Origin of the sequence: Hoeflea phototrophica DFL-43, from assembly GCF_000154705.2 — a bacterium.
GTDB classification, from domain to species: domain Bacteria; phylum Pseudomonadota; class Alphaproteobacteria; order Rhizobiales; family Rhizobiaceae; genus Hoeflea; species Hoeflea phototrophica.
The window spans coordinates 1,547,121-1,562,489 of sequence record NZ_CM002917.1; the positions used below are offsets into that span (position 1 = coordinate 1,547,121).

General features: G+C 62.6%; 13 protein-coding genes and 1 pseudogene. 6 read left to right on the forward strand and 8 right to left on the reverse strand.

The window, feature by feature from the left end; all coding sequences use genetic code 11:
• Positions 1–64 precede the first annotated feature (64 nt).
• From HPDFL43_RS07140 to HPDFL43_RS07150, 3 genes are all read left to right on the forward strand, one after another.
• Positions 65–3,220 carry an efflux RND transporter permease subunit gene (locus tag HPDFL43_RS07140; protein ID WP_052093272.1) on the forward strand — a complete coding sequence of 1,052 codons (3,156 nt, stop codon included), beginning with the start codon at positions 65–67 and terminating at the stop codon, positions 3,218–3,220.
• A gap of 186 nt (positions 3,221–3,406) precedes the next feature.
• Entirely contained in the window at positions 3,407–3,907 is a 501-nt protein-coding gene (locus HPDFL43_RS07145; RefSeq protein ID WP_007196622.1) for a peptidase associated/transthyretin-like domain-containing protein, read from the forward strand.
• 68 nt (positions 3,908–3,975) lie between these two features.
• Positions 3,976–4,560 carry a ferric reductase-like transmembrane domain-containing protein gene (locus tag HPDFL43_RS07150; RefSeq protein WP_156970393.1) on the forward strand — a complete coding sequence of 195 codons (585 nt, stop codon included), beginning with the start codon at positions 3,976–3,978 and terminating at the stop codon, positions 4,558–4,560.
• Between the two features lie 29 nt (positions 4,561–4,589).
• Here the strand turns inward: HPDFL43_RS07150 and cysN are convergent, their stop codons facing one another.
• Genes cysN through HPDFL43_RS07165 form a run of 3 tightly spaced genes read right to left on the reverse strand, consistent with a single transcriptional unit; the run spans position 4,590 to position 7,845 of the window.
• Positions 4,590–6,068 carry a sulfate adenylyltransferase subunit CysN gene (cysN, locus tag HPDFL43_RS07155; RefSeq protein ID WP_007196624.1) on the reverse strand — a complete coding sequence of 493 codons (1,479 nt, stop codon included), beginning with the start codon at positions 6,066–6,068 and terminating at the stop codon, positions 4,590–4,592.
• Entirely contained in the window at positions 6,068–7,024 is a 957-nt protein-coding gene (cysD, locus tag HPDFL43_RS07160) for a sulfate adenylyltransferase subunit CysD (protein ID WP_007196625.1), read from the reverse strand. Before cysD ends, cysN begins: the two co-directional genes overlap by 1 nt.
• A 20-nt stretch (positions 7,025–7,044) precedes the next feature.
• Positions 7,045–7,845 (reverse strand): phosphoadenylyl-sulfate reductase, encoded by an 801-nt coding sequence (locus HPDFL43_RS07165; protein WP_425348855.1) that lies wholly within the window; start codon positions 7,843–7,845, stop codon positions 7,045–7,047.
• 280 nt (positions 7,846–8,125) lie between these two features.
• Here HPDFL43_RS07165 and cysQ point away from each other — a divergent pair, with 280 nt between their 5' ends.
• The gene (gene cysQ, locus HPDFL43_RS07170) at positions 8,126–8,974 is read left to right on the forward strand and encodes a 3'(2'),5'-bisphosphate nucleotidase CysQ (protein ID WP_007196627.1); all 849 of its coding nucleotides are present in this window, start codon (positions 8,126–8,128) and stop codon (positions 8,972–8,974) included.
• 44 nt (positions 8,975–9,018) lie between these two features.
• Here cysQ and betA read toward each other — a convergent pair whose 3' ends face one another.
• A complete protein-coding gene (gene betA, locus HPDFL43_RS07175) occupies positions 9,019–10,695 on the reverse strand; it encodes a choline dehydrogenase (RefSeq protein ID WP_007196628.1) in 1,677 nt (558 codons plus the stop codon).
• 94 nt (positions 10,696–10,789) lie between these two features.
• Between betA and HPDFL43_RS07180 the strand changes: the two genes are divergently transcribed.
• Together HPDFL43_RS07180 and HPDFL43_RS07185 are read left to right on the forward strand one after the other, a co-directional pair.
• Complete coding sequence (locus tag HPDFL43_RS07180; protein ID WP_007196629.1) at positions 10,790–11,035, forward strand: type II toxin-antitoxin system RelE family toxin; 246 nt, start codon at positions 10,790–10,792, stop codon at positions 11,033–11,035.
• 6 nt (positions 11,036–11,041) lie between these two features.
• Positions 11,042–11,392 (forward strand): helix-turn-helix domain-containing protein, encoded by a 351-nt coding sequence (locus HPDFL43_RS07185; protein WP_007196630.1) that lies wholly within the window; start codon positions 11,042–11,044, stop codon positions 11,390–11,392.
• Positions 11,393–11,411: 19 nt separating this feature from the next.
• Here the strand turns inward: HPDFL43_RS07185 and betB are convergent.
• The 4 genes and pseudogenes from betB to betI form a co-directional block, all read right to left on the reverse strand.
• Positions 11,412–12,879, reverse strand: a pseudogene (gene betB / locus HPDFL43_RS07190) (betaine-aldehyde dehydrogenase).
• A 48-nt stretch (positions 12,880–12,927) separates the two neighbouring features.
• Complete coding sequence (locus tag HPDFL43_RS07195) at positions 12,928–13,206, reverse strand: hypothetical protein (protein WP_007196632.1); 279 nt, start codon at positions 13,204–13,206, stop codon at positions 12,928–12,930.
• Positions 13,206–14,750, reverse strand: coding sequence for a choline-sulfatase (betC, locus tag HPDFL43_RS07200; protein ID WP_007196633.1), 1,545 nt, complete (start codon positions 14,748–14,750; stop codon positions 13,206–13,208). Before betC ends, HPDFL43_RS07195 begins: the two co-directional genes overlap by 1 nt.
• Complete coding sequence (betI, locus tag HPDFL43_RS07205) at positions 14,747–15,340, reverse strand: transcriptional regulator BetI (protein WP_007196634.1); 594 nt, start codon at positions 15,338–15,340, stop codon at positions 14,747–14,749. Before betI ends, betC begins: the two co-directional genes overlap by 4 nt.
• Between the last annotated feature and the right edge of the window lie 29 nt (positions 15,341–15,369).

Sequence of the window (15,369 nt, forward strand, 5' to 3'; positions counted from 1 at the left end):
GCCCGGCAAGCCCGTGTCCCCCGAGCCGGTGTCTTCTGAGCCGATGATCACTGACACGGCGGGCATGTCGAAGGACAATCATCCCGAAACCGGGGGAATGACAGCGCTGATGGTGCGCCGTCCGGTTCTTGCCATGGTGATCAGCCTGCTGATCGTGGTGGCGGGACTTGCCGGGCTTTATGGTGCGGAAATCCGCGAATTGCCTGATGTTGACCGGCCGGTTATCACCGTGACGACCGACTTCAGCGGAGCAGCCCCCGAGACCGTTGACCGTGAGCTCACCGCAATCATCGAGGGTGCGGTGGCGCGTGTCGCCGATGTCGCCTCCATTTCCTCGACTTCGACGCTCGGGCGCAGCCGCGTCACCATCGAATTCAACGACAGTTCCGATCTCAATGTCGCTGCCTCCGATGTCCGCGATTCATTGGGCCGTGTCACCAACAGCCTGCCTGATGGGGCCGATGAACCGCGCATCGTCAAGGCGGATGCCAATTCCGATCCGGTGATGCGGCTTGCGGTGACCTCCGACAGGCTTGATGTCCAGGACATGACGATCCTGGTCGAGGATCTTGTGGTTGACCGTCTGGCCGCGGTTCCCGGTGTTGCCGATGTCGCCGTGTATGGCGACCGCGAGAAGATCTTCCGCGTTGACATCGACCAGTCGCGGCTTGCCGCCTTCGGTTTGACCCTTGCCGATCTGCGCAATGCCTTGCGCAACGTTGCGCTTGATGTGCCTGCCGGCTCACTGACCGCCCGCTCGTCGGACATCGTGGTTCGTGCCACCGCCGACATCACCACGCCCGAAGGCTTCGAGAATCTCTACATCAACGACCGGGTGCGCTTCCGCGATGTCGCCAGCGTGACGCTGGGGGCAGATCCGGGCGACACCGTGCTGCGCGCCAATGGCCGCACGGGTATCGGCATGGGCATCATCCGCCAGTCGGCCTCCAACACGCTTGAGATTTCACAAGGCGTGCGCGCGGCAACCCTGACGATCGCCGAAATCCTGCCCGAGGGTGTCGACATTCGTGTGACCAGCGATGACGCCCGCTTCATTCGTGGCGCCATCGACGAGGTGCGCTCCACACTGATCCTCGCGGTGTTGATCGTCATCGCCATCATCTTTCTGTTTCTGCGCGACTGGCGCGCCACCATCATTCCGGCCGTGACTCTCCCGGTGGCGCTGATCGGCGCTTTTGCGGCGATCTGGCTGGCCGGTTTTTCCGTCAACATCCTGACCCTGCTGGCGCTGGTGCTTGCCACCGGGATGGTGGTCGACGACGCCATCGTGGTGCTCGAAAACATCGTGCGCAAGCGCAATGAGGGCATGGGCGTGCGTGCCGCCGCCGTGATCGGCACCAAGGAGGTGTTCTTCGCCGTCGTCACCACCACAGCGACACTTGCCGCGGTCTTCATCCCGATCTCCTTCCTGCCCGGGCAGGCGGGCGGGCTGTTTACAGAATTCGGCTTCGTGCTTGCCTTCACGGTGCTGATCTCGAGCGTTGTGGCTTTGACCCTTTGCCCGATGCTGGCCTCGCGGATGATCAAGGAAAAGTCCGCGCAACAGACGGATGCAAAGCCGGGTGGCTTTGTCCGGCTGGGTGGGTTTTTCTCGCGGCTTTATGCTGGGATTTTGCGAAAGGCGCTGGATGCGCCGCTGGTGGTCATTGTCGTGGCGCTTCTGGTGGCCGGTGCCGCCCTGGCGTTGGCCCGCACCATCCCGCAGGAGCTGACCCCGCCCGAAGACCGTGCCGTGGCGTTGATGAGGATTTCCGCGCCGCAGGGGGTGAGCCTCGATTACACCCGCGCCAAGATGACCGAGATTGAGCGGCTGGTCGCCCCCCTGCAGGAAAGCGGCGAGGTCATCAACGTGTTCAGCATCGCTGGACGCGGCGGCTCGGCCAACAGCGGTTTCATGGTGCTCACGCTCGCACCCTGGGCTGAACGCACCCGGTCCCAGGGAGAGATCGTTGGCCAGGTCAACGGCATGCTCAGAACTGTTCCGGGCCTGCGCGCCTTTGCCATCCAGCCCAACAGCCTGGGCATCCGCGGCGCGGGCAACGGGCTGCAGTTCGCATTCGTCGGCAACAGCTACGATGAACTGGCCGATGTCGCGCAGCAAATGGTCACAAAGCTCGAGGAGGATCCTCGGTTCCGCCAGATCCGGCTCTCCTACGAGACCACCCAGCCGCAGATTTCGGTGCGTATCGACCGTGAACGCGCCTCTGATCTCGGCGTCAACATCGATGGACTGGCGGAAGCCCTGCAGGCGCTGCTCGATGGCCGCGAGGTTGCCGAAGTGTTCATCGAGGACCGGGCCTATCCGGTCAAGCTGATGTCGACCACCAATCCGATCAATGACCCAACCGATCTGGAATCGATCTTCCTGAAGGCCGGCGACGGACGCATCGTGCCGATGTCGACCATTGCCACGCTGACGGAAAAGGCCGTGGCCCCGGATCTCCGGCGCGAAAGCCAGATGCGTTCGGTCTCGATCACCGCCGGCCTGACCCCTGGCTTTGCCTTGGGCGACGCCTGGAGCGCGGCGGTGGATCTGTCCGAACCCATTGTCACGGAAGGGGTGCGGATCATTCCGCTGGCGGAAGCCGCGACGCTCGATCAATCCTCGCGTGATCTGCTGATCACCTTCGGCATCGCCATCATCGTGGTGCTCCTGGTGCTGGCGGCGCAGTTTGAAAGCTTTGTGAGCGCGCTCATCATCATCTCCACCGTGCCGCTCGGACTGGCCTGTGCCATCTTCGCCATCGCCATGACCGGCGGCTCGCTCAATGTCTACAGCCAGATCGGGCTGGTGCTCTTGGTGGGGGTGATGGCCAAGAACGGCATTCTGATCGTCGAGTTCGCCAATCAGCTGCGCAACCGCGGCATGGATGTGCGAAGCGCCATTGAGGAGGCGTCCAACATCCGGCTTCGGCCGGTGATGATGACCATGATTTCCACCGTGCTTGGCTCGGTTCCTCTGCTGCTGGCTTTTGGCGCAGGGGCGGAGGCGCGGGTCGCGCTCGGTTGGGTGATCGTTGGCGGGTTGGGCCTGGCGATGGTTGCCACGCTGCTGCTCACCCCGGTCGCCTATCTGCTGCTCGCCCGCTTCGCCACGCCCTCGGCCGAGGAAGAGCGCCGGCTTGATGCGGAATTGCGTGCAGCCTCGGGCCACGGTGGAACAGCTGCGCCGAAAGGTGACATGGTGCCCGGCGAGTAGGGTTGCCGTTTTTTCGGCCTCACACCCGTCTGATCACGAAGCTGTGAACAGGATTTGCCGCGCGCTTTGGTAACCCCGCCTTGGGATCGCCTTGAAACGCGCTACAGTTAGAATGAACTCGCGACCAGGCTCACGACCCGTTCCGCAGGCTCGGTCAATCAACCAATCGCTCGACAGGAAAGCCCTATGACTGACCTTATCACAACCCGCCGTACCCTGCTAACCGCCGCCTCCGTTGGTGTTGGCGCGGTCGTGGCGACCGGAGTGTCAGGACTGATCATACCCGCCCGCGCGAAAGGCATCGCGCCCACTCCCTCGATGCGCGGCGGGGCCAACAATTACCGTCCCGGCGCACCGATCGTCGAACGGATCGGCGGCGGCGGATTCCTGATGACAGGAACCGTCCGTCGTGCTGGTGACGGCGCGCCGCTCAAGGGCCAGCGCATCCAGATCTGGGCGCACACCACGGAAGGCCATGAGCGTGACCCGGAGAGCCATGGCGCCACGCTGACGGATGAAAACGGGGTGTTTCGCATGGACATGCCGCAGATTGTGCCGGCCTTCGGCCAGCCCCACGGTCACCTGGCCTATGACAGCGGTGATTTCAAAACCGTTTTCATGCGTCCGGTCATGGCCAGCGCACGTGACACAAGCCTCAATGTGGACTTTGTTCTTGAACCTGCGTGAGCGGATTGAAACCCAAAGCAGTGAGCTGGCCGCGTAAACTCCTTGTCTGGCTGGCGCTTGCCATTGCCATGGCCGTGCCAATCGCAGCGGCGGCCGCAAGCCCGCTGCTCGCATGGCGCGATCCGGTCTACATTGCGGCTGGCTTTGCAGGCGTGGTCGCAATGGCATTGCTTCTTGTCCAGCCGTTGCTCGCCGGCGGGCTTTTGCCGGGCCTAGGGGCACAGCGCGGGCGGCGCATACATGGCTGGATTGGCGGGCTTCTTGTGGTGGCAGTGATTGTCCATGTCGCAGGCCTTTGGATCACCAGCCCGCCGGACGTCATCGATGCGCTTCTTTTTGCTTCGCCGACACCGTTTTCTGCCTGGGGCGTCATTGCCATGTGGGCCATCTTCGCAGCCGCACTTCTGGCAACGCAGCGCCGCCGTTTGCGTCTGAACCCGCTTGTCTGGCGTCGCGCCCACACGGCTCTCGCGGCGGTCATCGTCGCAGGAACGGTTGCCCATGCCCTGCTGATTGAGGGAACGATGGAAACAATGTCCAAGATCGCATTGTCAGTGCTGGTGATCGCCGCGACCGTGAAGGTCATCGTCGATCTGAGGATCTGGACAAGGCGGTCTCGATCACGATCAAGGCAACAGGCATCATCACGCTGATGCCCTGATCGGGCTCTTTGTTCTCGCCCTTAGGCCTCCTCGGGCCCGGACACCCGGATCTCACCGGCATGCGCTTTGGCGAAATCAGTCTTCAGGAACGCCTCGATGAGTCGCGCGGGCAGGGTGATGGTGGCGCGGTCCGCATCGGGCAGCGACCCAAGCCGTTCGCCCGGTGAGCGCTTCTTGTCGATCATGCCGCCGGCAACCGTGTTGAGGCTGTCGGGGTCAATCAGGATGAAGGCGCCGGTTTCGCGGTTCGTCTCATAGGCATCGAAAATGGCATCATCGTCGAAGTCCAACTCCGCCTGGCCAATGCCATTGACCGGCAGGGTCACCGCGTCGACCCACTTGCCGCTCTGAAGATCCAGCGCCGAGGTCGGCCGCACGCTCACCCGCTGACGCCGCGCACCGGCTTTCAGCCAGTAGCGCTTGCCCGGCACGATGCCATCGGGTGACAGCGCCACCAGCCTTGCCGAAAACGCCCGGCCCACCTGCGGACGCTGGTCGATGGCCGCGATCATGTCGCCGCGCGCCACATCCACCGGGCGGTCGAGCACCAGCGTGATGGCGTCGCCGCTGACCGCAGCGTTGCGCACCAGATCATAAGTGACGATCGCTTTCACATTGGCCTCGACGCCGGAGGGCAGCACCACGACACTGTCACCCGGTTTGATCGAGCCGCCGGCCACATTTCCCTGATAGCCGCGAAACCCTTCGCCCGGGCGCGAGACGCGCTGGACCGGCAACCGGAATCCGGTGGTCTGGCCGGTCCGCTGGGTTGCCTTCTCGAGCACCTCCACCAGCGTCGGTCCGTCATACCAGGGCATCATCTCGTCGCCACGCAGCACGATGTTCTCGCCCCTGAGTGCCGAGACCGGGATCGCGGTCACCTGGCGCACGCCAAGCGACAAGGCGACTTCGCGGAAATCACGTGCGATGGCATTGAAGCCTGCCTCGTCATAGCCGCTCAAATCGATCTTGTTGACCGCCAGCACGAACTGCCGGATTCCCATCAGCGCGGCAATGGTGGCATGCCTGCGGGTTTGTTCGAGCAGGCCGGCGCGCGCATCCACCAAGAGCACGGCAAGATCGGCGGTCGAAGCGCCGGTCGCCATGTTGCGGGTGTATTGCACATGCCCCGGCGTGTCGGCGACGATGAAGGAGCGGCGGTCGGTGGCGAAATAGCGGTACGCCACATCGATGGTGATGCCCTGTTCGCGTTCGGCCTGCAGCCCGTCCAGAAGCAACGCGAAATCAGGCAGGCCGAGCTCGTTCTGCTTGCCGGTGGAGTCGCGCTCAAGCGTCGCCGCCTGATCTTCCTTGACCGCCTTGGTGTCCCACAGCAAGCGCCCGATCAGGGTCGACTTGCCGTCATCCACCGAGCCGCAGGTGATGAAGCGGAGGGGGCGGGCCTGCCTGCCGGCGGTCTGCGCATGGGGAAGGGCGTTGCCTGCATCATCAGTGGATTCAATGTCTGCAGCAGCCTGCGAAAGTGTTTGAGAACTCATCAGAAATAGCCTTCGCGTTTTTTCTTTTCCATCGAGCCCGCCTGGTCGCGGTCAATCGCGCGGCCCTGGCGTTCGGACACGGTGGCGATTTCAAGTTCTGCGATCACCTCATCCAGCGTTGTCGCGGTCGAGCGAACCCCGCCGGTCAGCGGAATGCAGCCAAGCGTGCGGAACCGCACCATCTCTTCACGGACCTGTTCGCCCGGCACCAGCTCGATGCGCGGGTCGCCTGCTGCAATCAGCATGCCGTCGCGCTCGAGGATCTTGCGACGCTCAGCGAAATAGAGCGGCACCAGCTCGATGTTCTCGGCCTGGATGTAGCGCCAGATGTCGACCTCGGTCCAGTTCGACAGTGGGAAGGCGCGCACGCTTTCGCCCAGATGGATCATGCCGTTGTAGATCGACCAGAGCTCGGGGCGCTGGTTGCGCGGATCCCAGGCATGGTCCGGGGTGCGGAACGAGTAGATCCGCTCCTTGGCGCGGGAGGCCTCCTCGTCGCGGCGCGCGCCGCCGAAAGCTGCATCATAGCGGCCCATATCGAGCGCCTGCTTGAGCGCCTGGGTCTTCATGATGTCGGTGTAGCGAGCCGAACCATGGGTGAACGGGGTGACATTGTCGCGCAATCCGTCCGGGTTGGTGTGGGTGATCAGGTCGAGCCCGTATTTCTCGGCCACCTGGTCGCGGAAGGCGATCATCTCCGGAAACTTCCAGGCGGTATCGATGTGCAGCAACGGGAACGGCAGCTTGCCCGGATGGAAGGCTTTCAGCGCCAGATGCAGAAGCACCGAGGAATCCTTGCCGATCGAATAGAGCATCACCGGACGCTCGAACTCCGCCGCCACTTCGCGGAAGATATGGATCGCCTCGTTTTCGAGGGCCTTGAGATGCGGATCGAGCGGCGGCTTGCCGCGCCCGTGTTCAATGACATTGACGGGCTTAGTGTGGAGCGCAGTCATGGAGTGGTCCTTGCCTGAATTTACGAAGCCGGGGAGGTGGCCTTGGGCTGCGCCGGTGCGCGCGATCCCGACACAGAGGCCGACAGATGAAGCCCGCACTCACGCCGCTCGTCCTGCTCCCACCACCAGCGCCCGGCGCGTTCCGGCTCGCCCGGCTTGATCGCGCGGGTGCAGGGTTCGCAGCCGATCGAGGGGTAGCCCTTCGCATGCAGCGGGTTGATCGGAACCTTGTTGGCGCTCGCCAGGGTTTTGAGGTCGGAAAGCGTCTGGTCGGCCAGCGGATTGACCTTGAGCAGGCTGCGGTCGGCGTCCCATTCGGCAAGCGGTGAGCGCGCGCGGTTGCCCGACTGGCCGCGCCTCAGGCCGGTGACCCAGATCTGAGCGTTCTCCAGCGCCCTGCCGAGTGGTCTGAGCTTGCGCGCATGGCAGCAGGCGTGCCGCGCTTCCACACTGTCGTAAAACCCGTTGAGACCATAGAGCGCCACAAAGCCGGCGACGTCTTCTTTCCAGGGTTTGAACACCTCGATAGCCAGGCGATAGTGGGTTTCGGTCTCACTGATCAGCGCTTCGGTTTCGCCAAACAGCCGCCCGGTGTCGAGCGTAACAATGCGCATGTCAGCCCCGGTCTCGGCGATCAGGGAGGTCAGAACCTGATCCTCGAGGCCGAGCGAAGTCGTAAACACCGCGCGCCCGAGCGCCGCAATTCGCAAGACCCGCCCGCTGAGTGGCATTGCTTCAAGTTCATCGGACAGTGCCGCCGCAAATTCGGGTCCGAATTCCGGCCGAGTTGCCGTTTCGGCAACAGAAGTGAGGTCATTCAGGGGCATGGCTTTGGCTCCGCTTGAGTGCCCCCATCATCCACACACAGGCCCTCGCAAACGAGGCATGTCAGTCTTTTTGTGATCGCAAAACCGGGTCACGCATTTCGATGCAAGCGCTTCCATGGGCATATTCTGCCCTAGCGCTCCTTGGTGGTGTTCCAGGACACGGTTCCACGCTTTATTGACGAAACAAGTGGTGCAACTGTCACCTGCGCATTGACCGGCCGGGGCAAACATGCAACGCCAAGCATGAATAGAAACAAGATTTCCGGAGCCGCCGATGGGCGTGCCTGACATCGCCGATGCAATTCCCCAGCCGCTCCCGGATCTGACCGAAACCCTTGAGTCGGCGGCCATTGCCGCGGGCCGGGAAATCCTCGCAGTGCGCGCCGCAGGCGCAAAGATCTCGATCAAGTCGGATTCCACGCCTGTAACCCAGGCGGACAGAAGCGCTGAGGCGCTGGTTCTGGAGCGGCTTACGGCGCAATTCCCCGCAGTGCCGATCGTGGCAGAGGAAATGGCGGAAGACGGTAAGTGCCCCAGCTGTGCACAGGCGTCCTATTTTCTTGTTGATGCACTTGATGGCACCGGCGAATTCATTGCCGGCCGCAACGAGTTCACCGTCAACATCGCCCTGATAAGGGATTTCAAGCCGGTGGCGGGTGTTGTCTATGCCCCGGCGCTGGGGCGGATCTGGACGGGTGCGGGCCGGCAGGCGCGGGTCGCCGATGTGACACCGGAAGGCGAGATTGTCGAACGCAAGATCATTCAGACCCGCAAGCGCCCCAAAACGCCGGTAGCACTGGTCAGCCTGAGCCACCGCGAACCAGAAACCCAGGCCTGGATTGACGACAGGATACCGGATCACGAAACCACGCATGTTGGCTCGTCTTTGAAGTTCTGCCTGCTGGCCGAAGGCAAGGCGGATGTCTATCCAAGACTCGTCTGTCTCAAGCAATGGGACATCGCCGCAGGAGATGCGGTGCTGCGCGCCGCCGGCGGCGTCACCCTCGGGCTCGACGGCGAACCGCTGAAATACGGCGTCGACAATTCCGATTTCGGCTGCGGCCGCTTCATCTGCTGGGGCGAGGCGCCGGAACCCGTCACGACCGAACCCGCCCCAGTCTAAATCTGTAGTCTAAATCTGTCCGGACTTGACTGGACCTTTGCGCTTTACGCCTGCTTCAAGCGATCGGTCGTTTCCCAGTCCGGATTGGTCCATGGCTCGAGATTGCTCGGCGCCAGCGGCGTATGGCCGAGAATATGGTCGGCGGCCTTCTCACCGGTCATGATCGACGGGCCGTTGAGGTTGCCGTTGGTCACCCGCGGGAAGATCGATGAATCGGCAACGCGCAGCCCGTCAACCCCGATCACCCTTGTCTCCGGATCGACCACTGCGGTTGGATCGTCGGCGCGTCCCATCCGGCAGGTGCCGCAAGGATGGTACGCGCTTTCGGCATGCTCGCGGATGAAGGCGTCAAGTTCGTCATCGCTTTGCACATTCGCGCCCGGCTGGATTTCCTGGCCACGGAACGGATCGAATGCGGCTTGCGCAAAGATCTCGCGGGTGATCCGGATGCTCCGGCGGAAATCCTGCCAGTCTTGCTCATGGCTCATGTAATTGAAGCGGATCACCGGCGCTTCCCTGGCGTCGCCGGAGCGCAATGTCACCGCGCCGCGTGAGGGCGAACGCATCGGCCCGACATGGGCCTGGAACCCGTGCATGGGAGCCGCAGCCTTGCCGTCATAGCGGATCGCGCCGGGCAGGAAGTGGAACTGGATGTCGGGGTAGGGCACACCCGCTTGCGAGCGGATAAAGCCACAGGCCTCGAACTGGTTCGAGGTTCCGAGCCCGCGCCGCAGGAACAACCATTGAGCTCCAATCAAAGCCTTGGAGAACAGGTTCAATTTCGAGTACAGCGTGATCGGCTGGATGCATTCCTGCTGGATGTAGAGCTCGAGGTGATCCTGCAGATTGGTCCCGACACCCGGCCGGTCCGCCACGACGTCAATGCCGTGCTCGGCGAGATGCGCAGCCGGGCCGATGCCCGAAAGCATCAAAAGCTTGGGCGAATTGAAAGCCGACGCTGCGATGATCACTTCACGCGCTGCTTTAACAACTTGAATCGATCCCTTGATTTCAAGTTCCACTCCGGTCGCGCGATGATTCTCGATGACAACCCGGCGCGCCAAACCTCTGACCAGACTCACGTTTTGACGTTTCAGCGCAGGCTTGAGATAGGCCTCTGCCGCCGACCAGCGTTGCCCCTTGTGGATGGTCTGCTCCATCAGGCCGAAGCCTTCCTGGCGCGATCCGTTGTAGTCCTGGGTGACCCCGTAGCCCGCCTGTTCGCCGGCATCGATGAACGCCTGGAACAGCGGATTGACCGCGGTGCCGCGGCGCACATGCAGCGGTCCATCGGTGCCGCGCCAGCCTTCCTCGCCGCCGATCCCGCCGCCCTGATGCGAGGTTTCCATCCGTTTGAAATAGGGCAGCACATCGGCGAACGACCAGCCATTCGCACCCTGCTCGGCCCAGTGGTTGAAGTCGCCCGCATGCCCGCGCACAAACACCATGCCGTTGATCGAGGACGATCCGCCGATCACCTTGCCACGTGGTGCCGCGAGCCTGCGGTTGTTGAGGTTGGGCTCGGGCTCGGTTGTGTAGCCCCAGTCATAATGGCTCATGTTCATCGGGTAGGAGAGCGCTGCCGGCATCTGGATGAACGGACCGAAATCAGAGCCGCCATGTTCGATGACGATCACCGAATGCTTGCCGTCCTCGCTCAGCCGTGAGGCCATGGCAGAGCCGGCCGACCCGGCGCCAATGATGACGAAATCTGCTTGCATGGTCATGGGATAATACTCGTCTCTAGTGAAGGGTTGGTTCCGCCGCGACGTGGATGTGATTGACGCAGTTATAGCTGAAAGCTATATTTGAGTGATGAAGCGGGTCGTCTATTCCAAGGCCGCCAAAAAGAGCCTCGCCCGAATGCAACCGAAACGGCGTGCGGCTATTTTCGCCAAGGTGGATGCATTCACGCGGGGTGAAGAGGTTGATGTAAAGAAGCTGTCCGGCTCTGATCTCTACCGCATCCGGGTCGGGCAGGACCGCATCATCGTCGACGATCAGGGCGTTGTCGTCATGGTGGTCAGCGCTGGCCCGCGCGGCGGCATTTACAAGGAGTGACTCTCGATGGGCGAACTTCAGAAACTGACCATTGACGGCAAGACCTACGTTCTCGTCGGGGAAGAAGACTATGAAGACATGATCGACAGTCTCGAGGCTCTCGCTATCATGGAGCGTGTCAGGGCGGGCGAGGAGACCTGGCCTTCCGAACTCGTTCATGAACTCATGGAGACCGACAGCCGCATCCGCACCTACCGCAAATATCGCGGCATGACCGGAAGCGAGCTTGCTGCGGCCGCTGGCATTTCCCAGCCTCACCTCTCTGATATCGAAAACGGCAAGAAAGCTGGCTCGGTCGATGTGCTCAAGCGCATCGCAACCGCCCTTCGTGTCGATCTCGACGATCTCGTGGTGTGACAAGGCCATCGCCTCCACCTCAGTAGGGGCTGTCGACGGGGCCGGTGGCCACATAGACGCTCTTGAGCCGCGTGTAGTGCTCGATCGCGGCGCGGCTGTTCTCGCGCCCGATGCCCGATTGCTTGACCCCGCCGAACGGCGCTTCGACCGGGGTGAGATTGTAGGTGTTGATCCAGGTGGTGCCGGCATCAAGCTGCGCGATCACCCGGTGCGCCCTCGTCAGGTCAGCGGTGAACACGCCCGCTGCCAGACCGAACTGCGTGTCGTTGGCCCGCGCAATCGCCTCGTCTTCGTCGTCAAAGGCCAGCACGCTCATCACCGGTCCGAAGATTTCCTCGCGCGCAATCGTCATATTGTCGGTGACATCTGCGAACACCGTGGGCTGGATCCAGGCGCCTTTGTCGAACCCTTGCATCTCCGGCACATCGCCGCCGGTGACGAGCCGCGCGCCCTCGCGCTTGCCGGTGTCGATGTAACCGAGCACCTTGTCGCGCTGCGCGGTCGAGACCATCGGCCCCAGATGGGTGTCGGGATCGAGCGGATCACCGAGCTTGATGGTCTCCGTGCGGCTCTTCAGACGCTCAAGAAAACGGTCGTAGACGCCCCGCTGGACGAACACCCGCGTGCCGTTCGAGCAGATCTGTCCGGTCGAGTAGAAATTGCCGAGCATTGCCCCGCCGATGGCGCTTTCGATGTCGGCATCATCGAACACCAGGATCGGAGACTTGCCGCCGAGTTCCATCGTCACCGCCTTTATCGTCGGCGCGGCGGCTGCCAGCACCTTGGCACCGGTCGGCACCGAGCCGGTCAGCGACACCTTGGCAATGTCGGGATGCGAGGCGAGCGCCGCCCCGACATCGCCATAACCCTGAACCACGTTGAATAGACCGTCCGGCAGGCCTGCATCCTTAAAGGCTTCGGCGAGCAGCAGCGCAGTCAGCGGGGTCATTTCCGAGGGCTTGAAGATGAAGGCGTTGCCGCAGGCGAGCGCCGGCGCGGATTTCCACGCCGCGATCTGGATCGGGTAATTCCAGGCGCCTATCCCTGCGCAGATCCCGAGCGGCTCACGCCGCGTGTAGACGAAGTCGCCGCCCAGATCGACATGTTCGCCGGTGATGGCGCCGGCCAGCCCACCGAAATATTCGAGCGCGTCGGCAGCTGACGCCGCGTCCGCCACCAGTGTTTCCTGGATCGCCTTGCCGGTGTCGAGCGTCTCGATGCGGCTGAATTCCGCGTTGCGTTCGCGCAAAAGCTGGGCCGTGCGCAGCAGGATCCGCCCGCGCTCGACACCCATCAGCCTGGCCCAGGCCGGCTGCGCTGCCCTTGGCCGCAGCAACAGCCTTTTCGATCACCTCAGGCGTTGCTGCGTGCAGTCTGGCGATCACCTCGCCGGGTGCCGGATAGTGGCTCTCGAAAGACCGGCCGGAGGCGTCCTCGCGGTACTGTCCGTTGATGTGGTGGGATGCTTTTGGCTGTGCGGCGGTCATTGTCCGGCCTTTCGCTTTTTCGTGTTCATGTCTCGGCGGTTCTCGCCTTCAGGCCCGGCCGGAGCCGAACCACCTGTCCTTCATCTCGCGCAGGAAGACGGGACTCATGCCGAACCCGGCCGCGTCCCCGATCACCGAGTCGATACCGCAGCTCGGGCACAATGCCGTCCATTCGCCTTGCACGCGGCTTCTGTCCGTCCAGTGCAGCACGGCACTCGCCGTGAACACGCTCTCGCAGTGGAAGCAGCCGCAGCGCCGGCTCGTTTCGAGTTCCGCGCGATTGTGGACGGAGTGGCTCTGGGCCCGTTCGAGTTCCTGCCTGTTCATCACTCCCCCCTTGGAAACCGTTGCGATTCTTCCAAAATGTTGAGGTCCATGTGGTTGCGCATGTAGCGCTCCGAGGCTTTCTGCAGCGGCTGGAAATCCCAGGGATAGTAATTTCCGTTCCTCAGCGCCTCGTAGACAACCCAGCGCCGTGCCTGGCTTTCGCGCACCTCGGCGTCGTAGCGCGCCATGTCCCATTTTGCCCGAACCTGGGCCATATAGTCGGCCACCCGCTGGGCATGCGCTGGGTCACTGGCGAGATTGTCGAGCTCGTCCGGATCGGATTCGACATCGAACATTTGCGGCGCATCCAGTTCGCAATGGATGAACTTGTACTGCCCGTCCCGGATTGCCACCAACGGCGCTTCGGACCCTTCTGCAGCATATTCCATCAGCACTGGGGTTGTCCGCGAACCGCCATTGACCAGTCCTGTCAGGCTTTCGCCATCGGTCCAGGGTGCCACCTCGTCAAGCGAGACCCCGGCGAGGTCTGCCAGTGTCGGTGTGATGTCGAGGTTGGATGTTGGCTCGGCCACCAGCCGTCCTTGGCTGCCCGGAACCGAGATCATCAGCGGGACCCGCGCCGAGCCCTCGAAGAAGCTCATCTTGAACCACATGCCGCGCTCGCCCAGCATGTCGCCATGATCGGAGCAGAACACCACGATGGTGTTGTTGGCCATCCGCGTGGCTTCGAGCGTCGCCAGAATGCCGCCGATCTTGTCATCGAGATAGGAGATGTTGGCGAAATAGGCCTGCCGCGACCGCCGCACGTTTTCGTCGGTGATCTCGAAATTCTCGGAATCATTGGCCTTGTAGAGCCGCTGAGAATGCTGATCCATCTGGTCATAGGGGATCGGCGCCACGCGCGGTTCGAGCTCCGGGCAATCCTTATAGAGATCCCAGTACTGCTTGCGTGCCACATAGGGATCATGCGGATGGGTGAACGACACCGTCAACGCCCAGGGGCGTGCCTCCGTATTGTCGCTGGTTCGTGAGAGCTGATGCAGCTTCTGCGTGGCAAAGAACGCCACCTCGTCATCATACTCCATCTGGTTCGAGGTTTCCGCCACCCCCGCGCCGGTGACGGAGCCGAGATTGTGATACCACCAGTCGATCCGCTCGCCGGGCTTGCGATAGTCCGGTGTCCAGCCGAAATCGGCGGGATAGATGTCCGTGGTCAGCCGTTCCTCGAACCCGTGCATCTGATCCGGTCCGACAAAATGCATTTTGCCCGACAGGCCGGTGTAATAACCCGCGCGTCTGAGATGATGCGCATAGGTCGGAATGTCGGAGGCAAACTCCGCCGCATTGTCATAGACCCGCGTCCGCCGCGGCAACTGCCCCGACATGAACGAGGCGCGCCCCGGCGCGCACAGCGGCGAGGCCGTGTAGTTGTTGGAAAATCGCACGGAACCCTCGGCCAGCTTCTTCAGGTTCGGCGCATGCAGAAAATCCGCGGGCCCGTCGGGAAACAGCGTGCCGTTGAGCTGGTCCACCATCAGGATCAGAATGTTGGGACGTTTGCCACTTTCTTGTGTGCCGCTCATAGCGTTCGCCCCCGAATCTCAAGCAATTGGGTTTCGATGTGGTCCTCGACCAGTGCCACCGCGTCATGCCGGGCAGGGCCGGTGCCAAGCGCCTTTCGGATGTAGAGCCCGTCGATCATCGCCGCCGCACCTTCGGCAATGCGTTCGGCGTCATGAGCGCCGGCCAGTGGCGTCAAACCGCTCATCAGGTTCGAATGCAGCCGCCGAGAGTAGATCGACAGCAACCGCCTTATGTCAGGCGCGCGCTGGGCGATGACATAAAAAGCCAGCCATGCACCGACGACGTCGTCTGAGAATTGTTCTTCCGAAAAACTCACCGCAATGATGGCCGAGACGCGCGCGCGATTGGTGCGCGCCTTTCGCAAGGCTTCAACCGTATCTGCTCGCAAATCACTGAGCAGCGCACGCACAGAAGCCGTGATCAGCTGCTCCTTGGAACCGAAATAGTGATGCGCCAGCGCGGGCGACACGCCGGCGCGTCCGGCAATGTCCGACATCGTCACATCCATCGAGCCGCGCGCGCCGATGGCTTCGATGGCTGCGTCCGTGAGCGCTTTGCGGCGGATCGGTTCCATGCCTGTTTTGGGCATAGCTGCTGCCTTCCTTGGGATGGTTGAGC

Coding starts and splice junctions, on each gene's coding strand:
- HPDFL43_RS07195 (WP_007196632.1), bottom strand. CDS start 13,206: ATGAACAGGCAGGAACTCGAACGGGCCCAGAGCCACTCCGTCCACAAT.
- HPDFL43_RS07140 (WP_052093272.1), top strand. CDS start 65: ATGTCGAAGGACAATCATCCCGAAACCGGGGGAATGACAGCGCTGATG.
- HPDFL43_RS07180 (WP_007196629.1), top strand. CDS start 10,790: ATGAAGCGGGTCGTCTATTCCAAGGCCGCCAAAAAGAGCCTCGCCCGA.
- HPDFL43_RS07185 (WP_007196630.1), top strand. CDS start 11,042: ATGGGCGAACTTCAGAAACTGACCATTGACGGCAAGACCTACGTTCTC.
- cysQ (WP_007196627.1), top strand. CDS start 8,126: ATGGGCGTGCCTGACATCGCCGATGCAATTCCCCAGCCGCTCCCGGAT.
- betC (WP_007196633.1), bottom strand. CDS start 14,750: ATGAGCGGCACACAAGAAAGTGGCAAACGTCCCAACATTCTGATCCTG.
- betI (WP_007196634.1), bottom strand. CDS start 15,340: ATGCCCAAAACAGGCATGGAACCGATCCGCCGCAAAGCGCTCACGGAC.
- cysD (WP_007196625.1), bottom strand. CDS start 7,024: ATGACTGCGCTCCACACTAAGCCCGTCAATGTCATTGAACACGGGCGC.
- cysN (WP_007196624.1), bottom strand. CDS start 6,068: ATGAGTTCTCAAACACTTTCGCAGGCTGCTGCAGACATTGAATCCACT.
- HPDFL43_RS07150 (WP_156970393.1), top strand. CDS start 3,976: ATGGCCGTGCCAATCGCAGCGGCGGCCGCAAGCCCGCTGCTCGCATGG.
- HPDFL43_RS07145 (WP_007196622.1), top strand. CDS start 3,407: ATGACTGACCTTATCACAACCCGCCGTACCCTGCTAACCGCCGCCTCC.
- betA (WP_007196628.1), bottom strand. CDS start 10,695: ATGCAAGCAGATTTCGTCATCATTGGCGCCGGGTCGGCCGGCTCTGCC.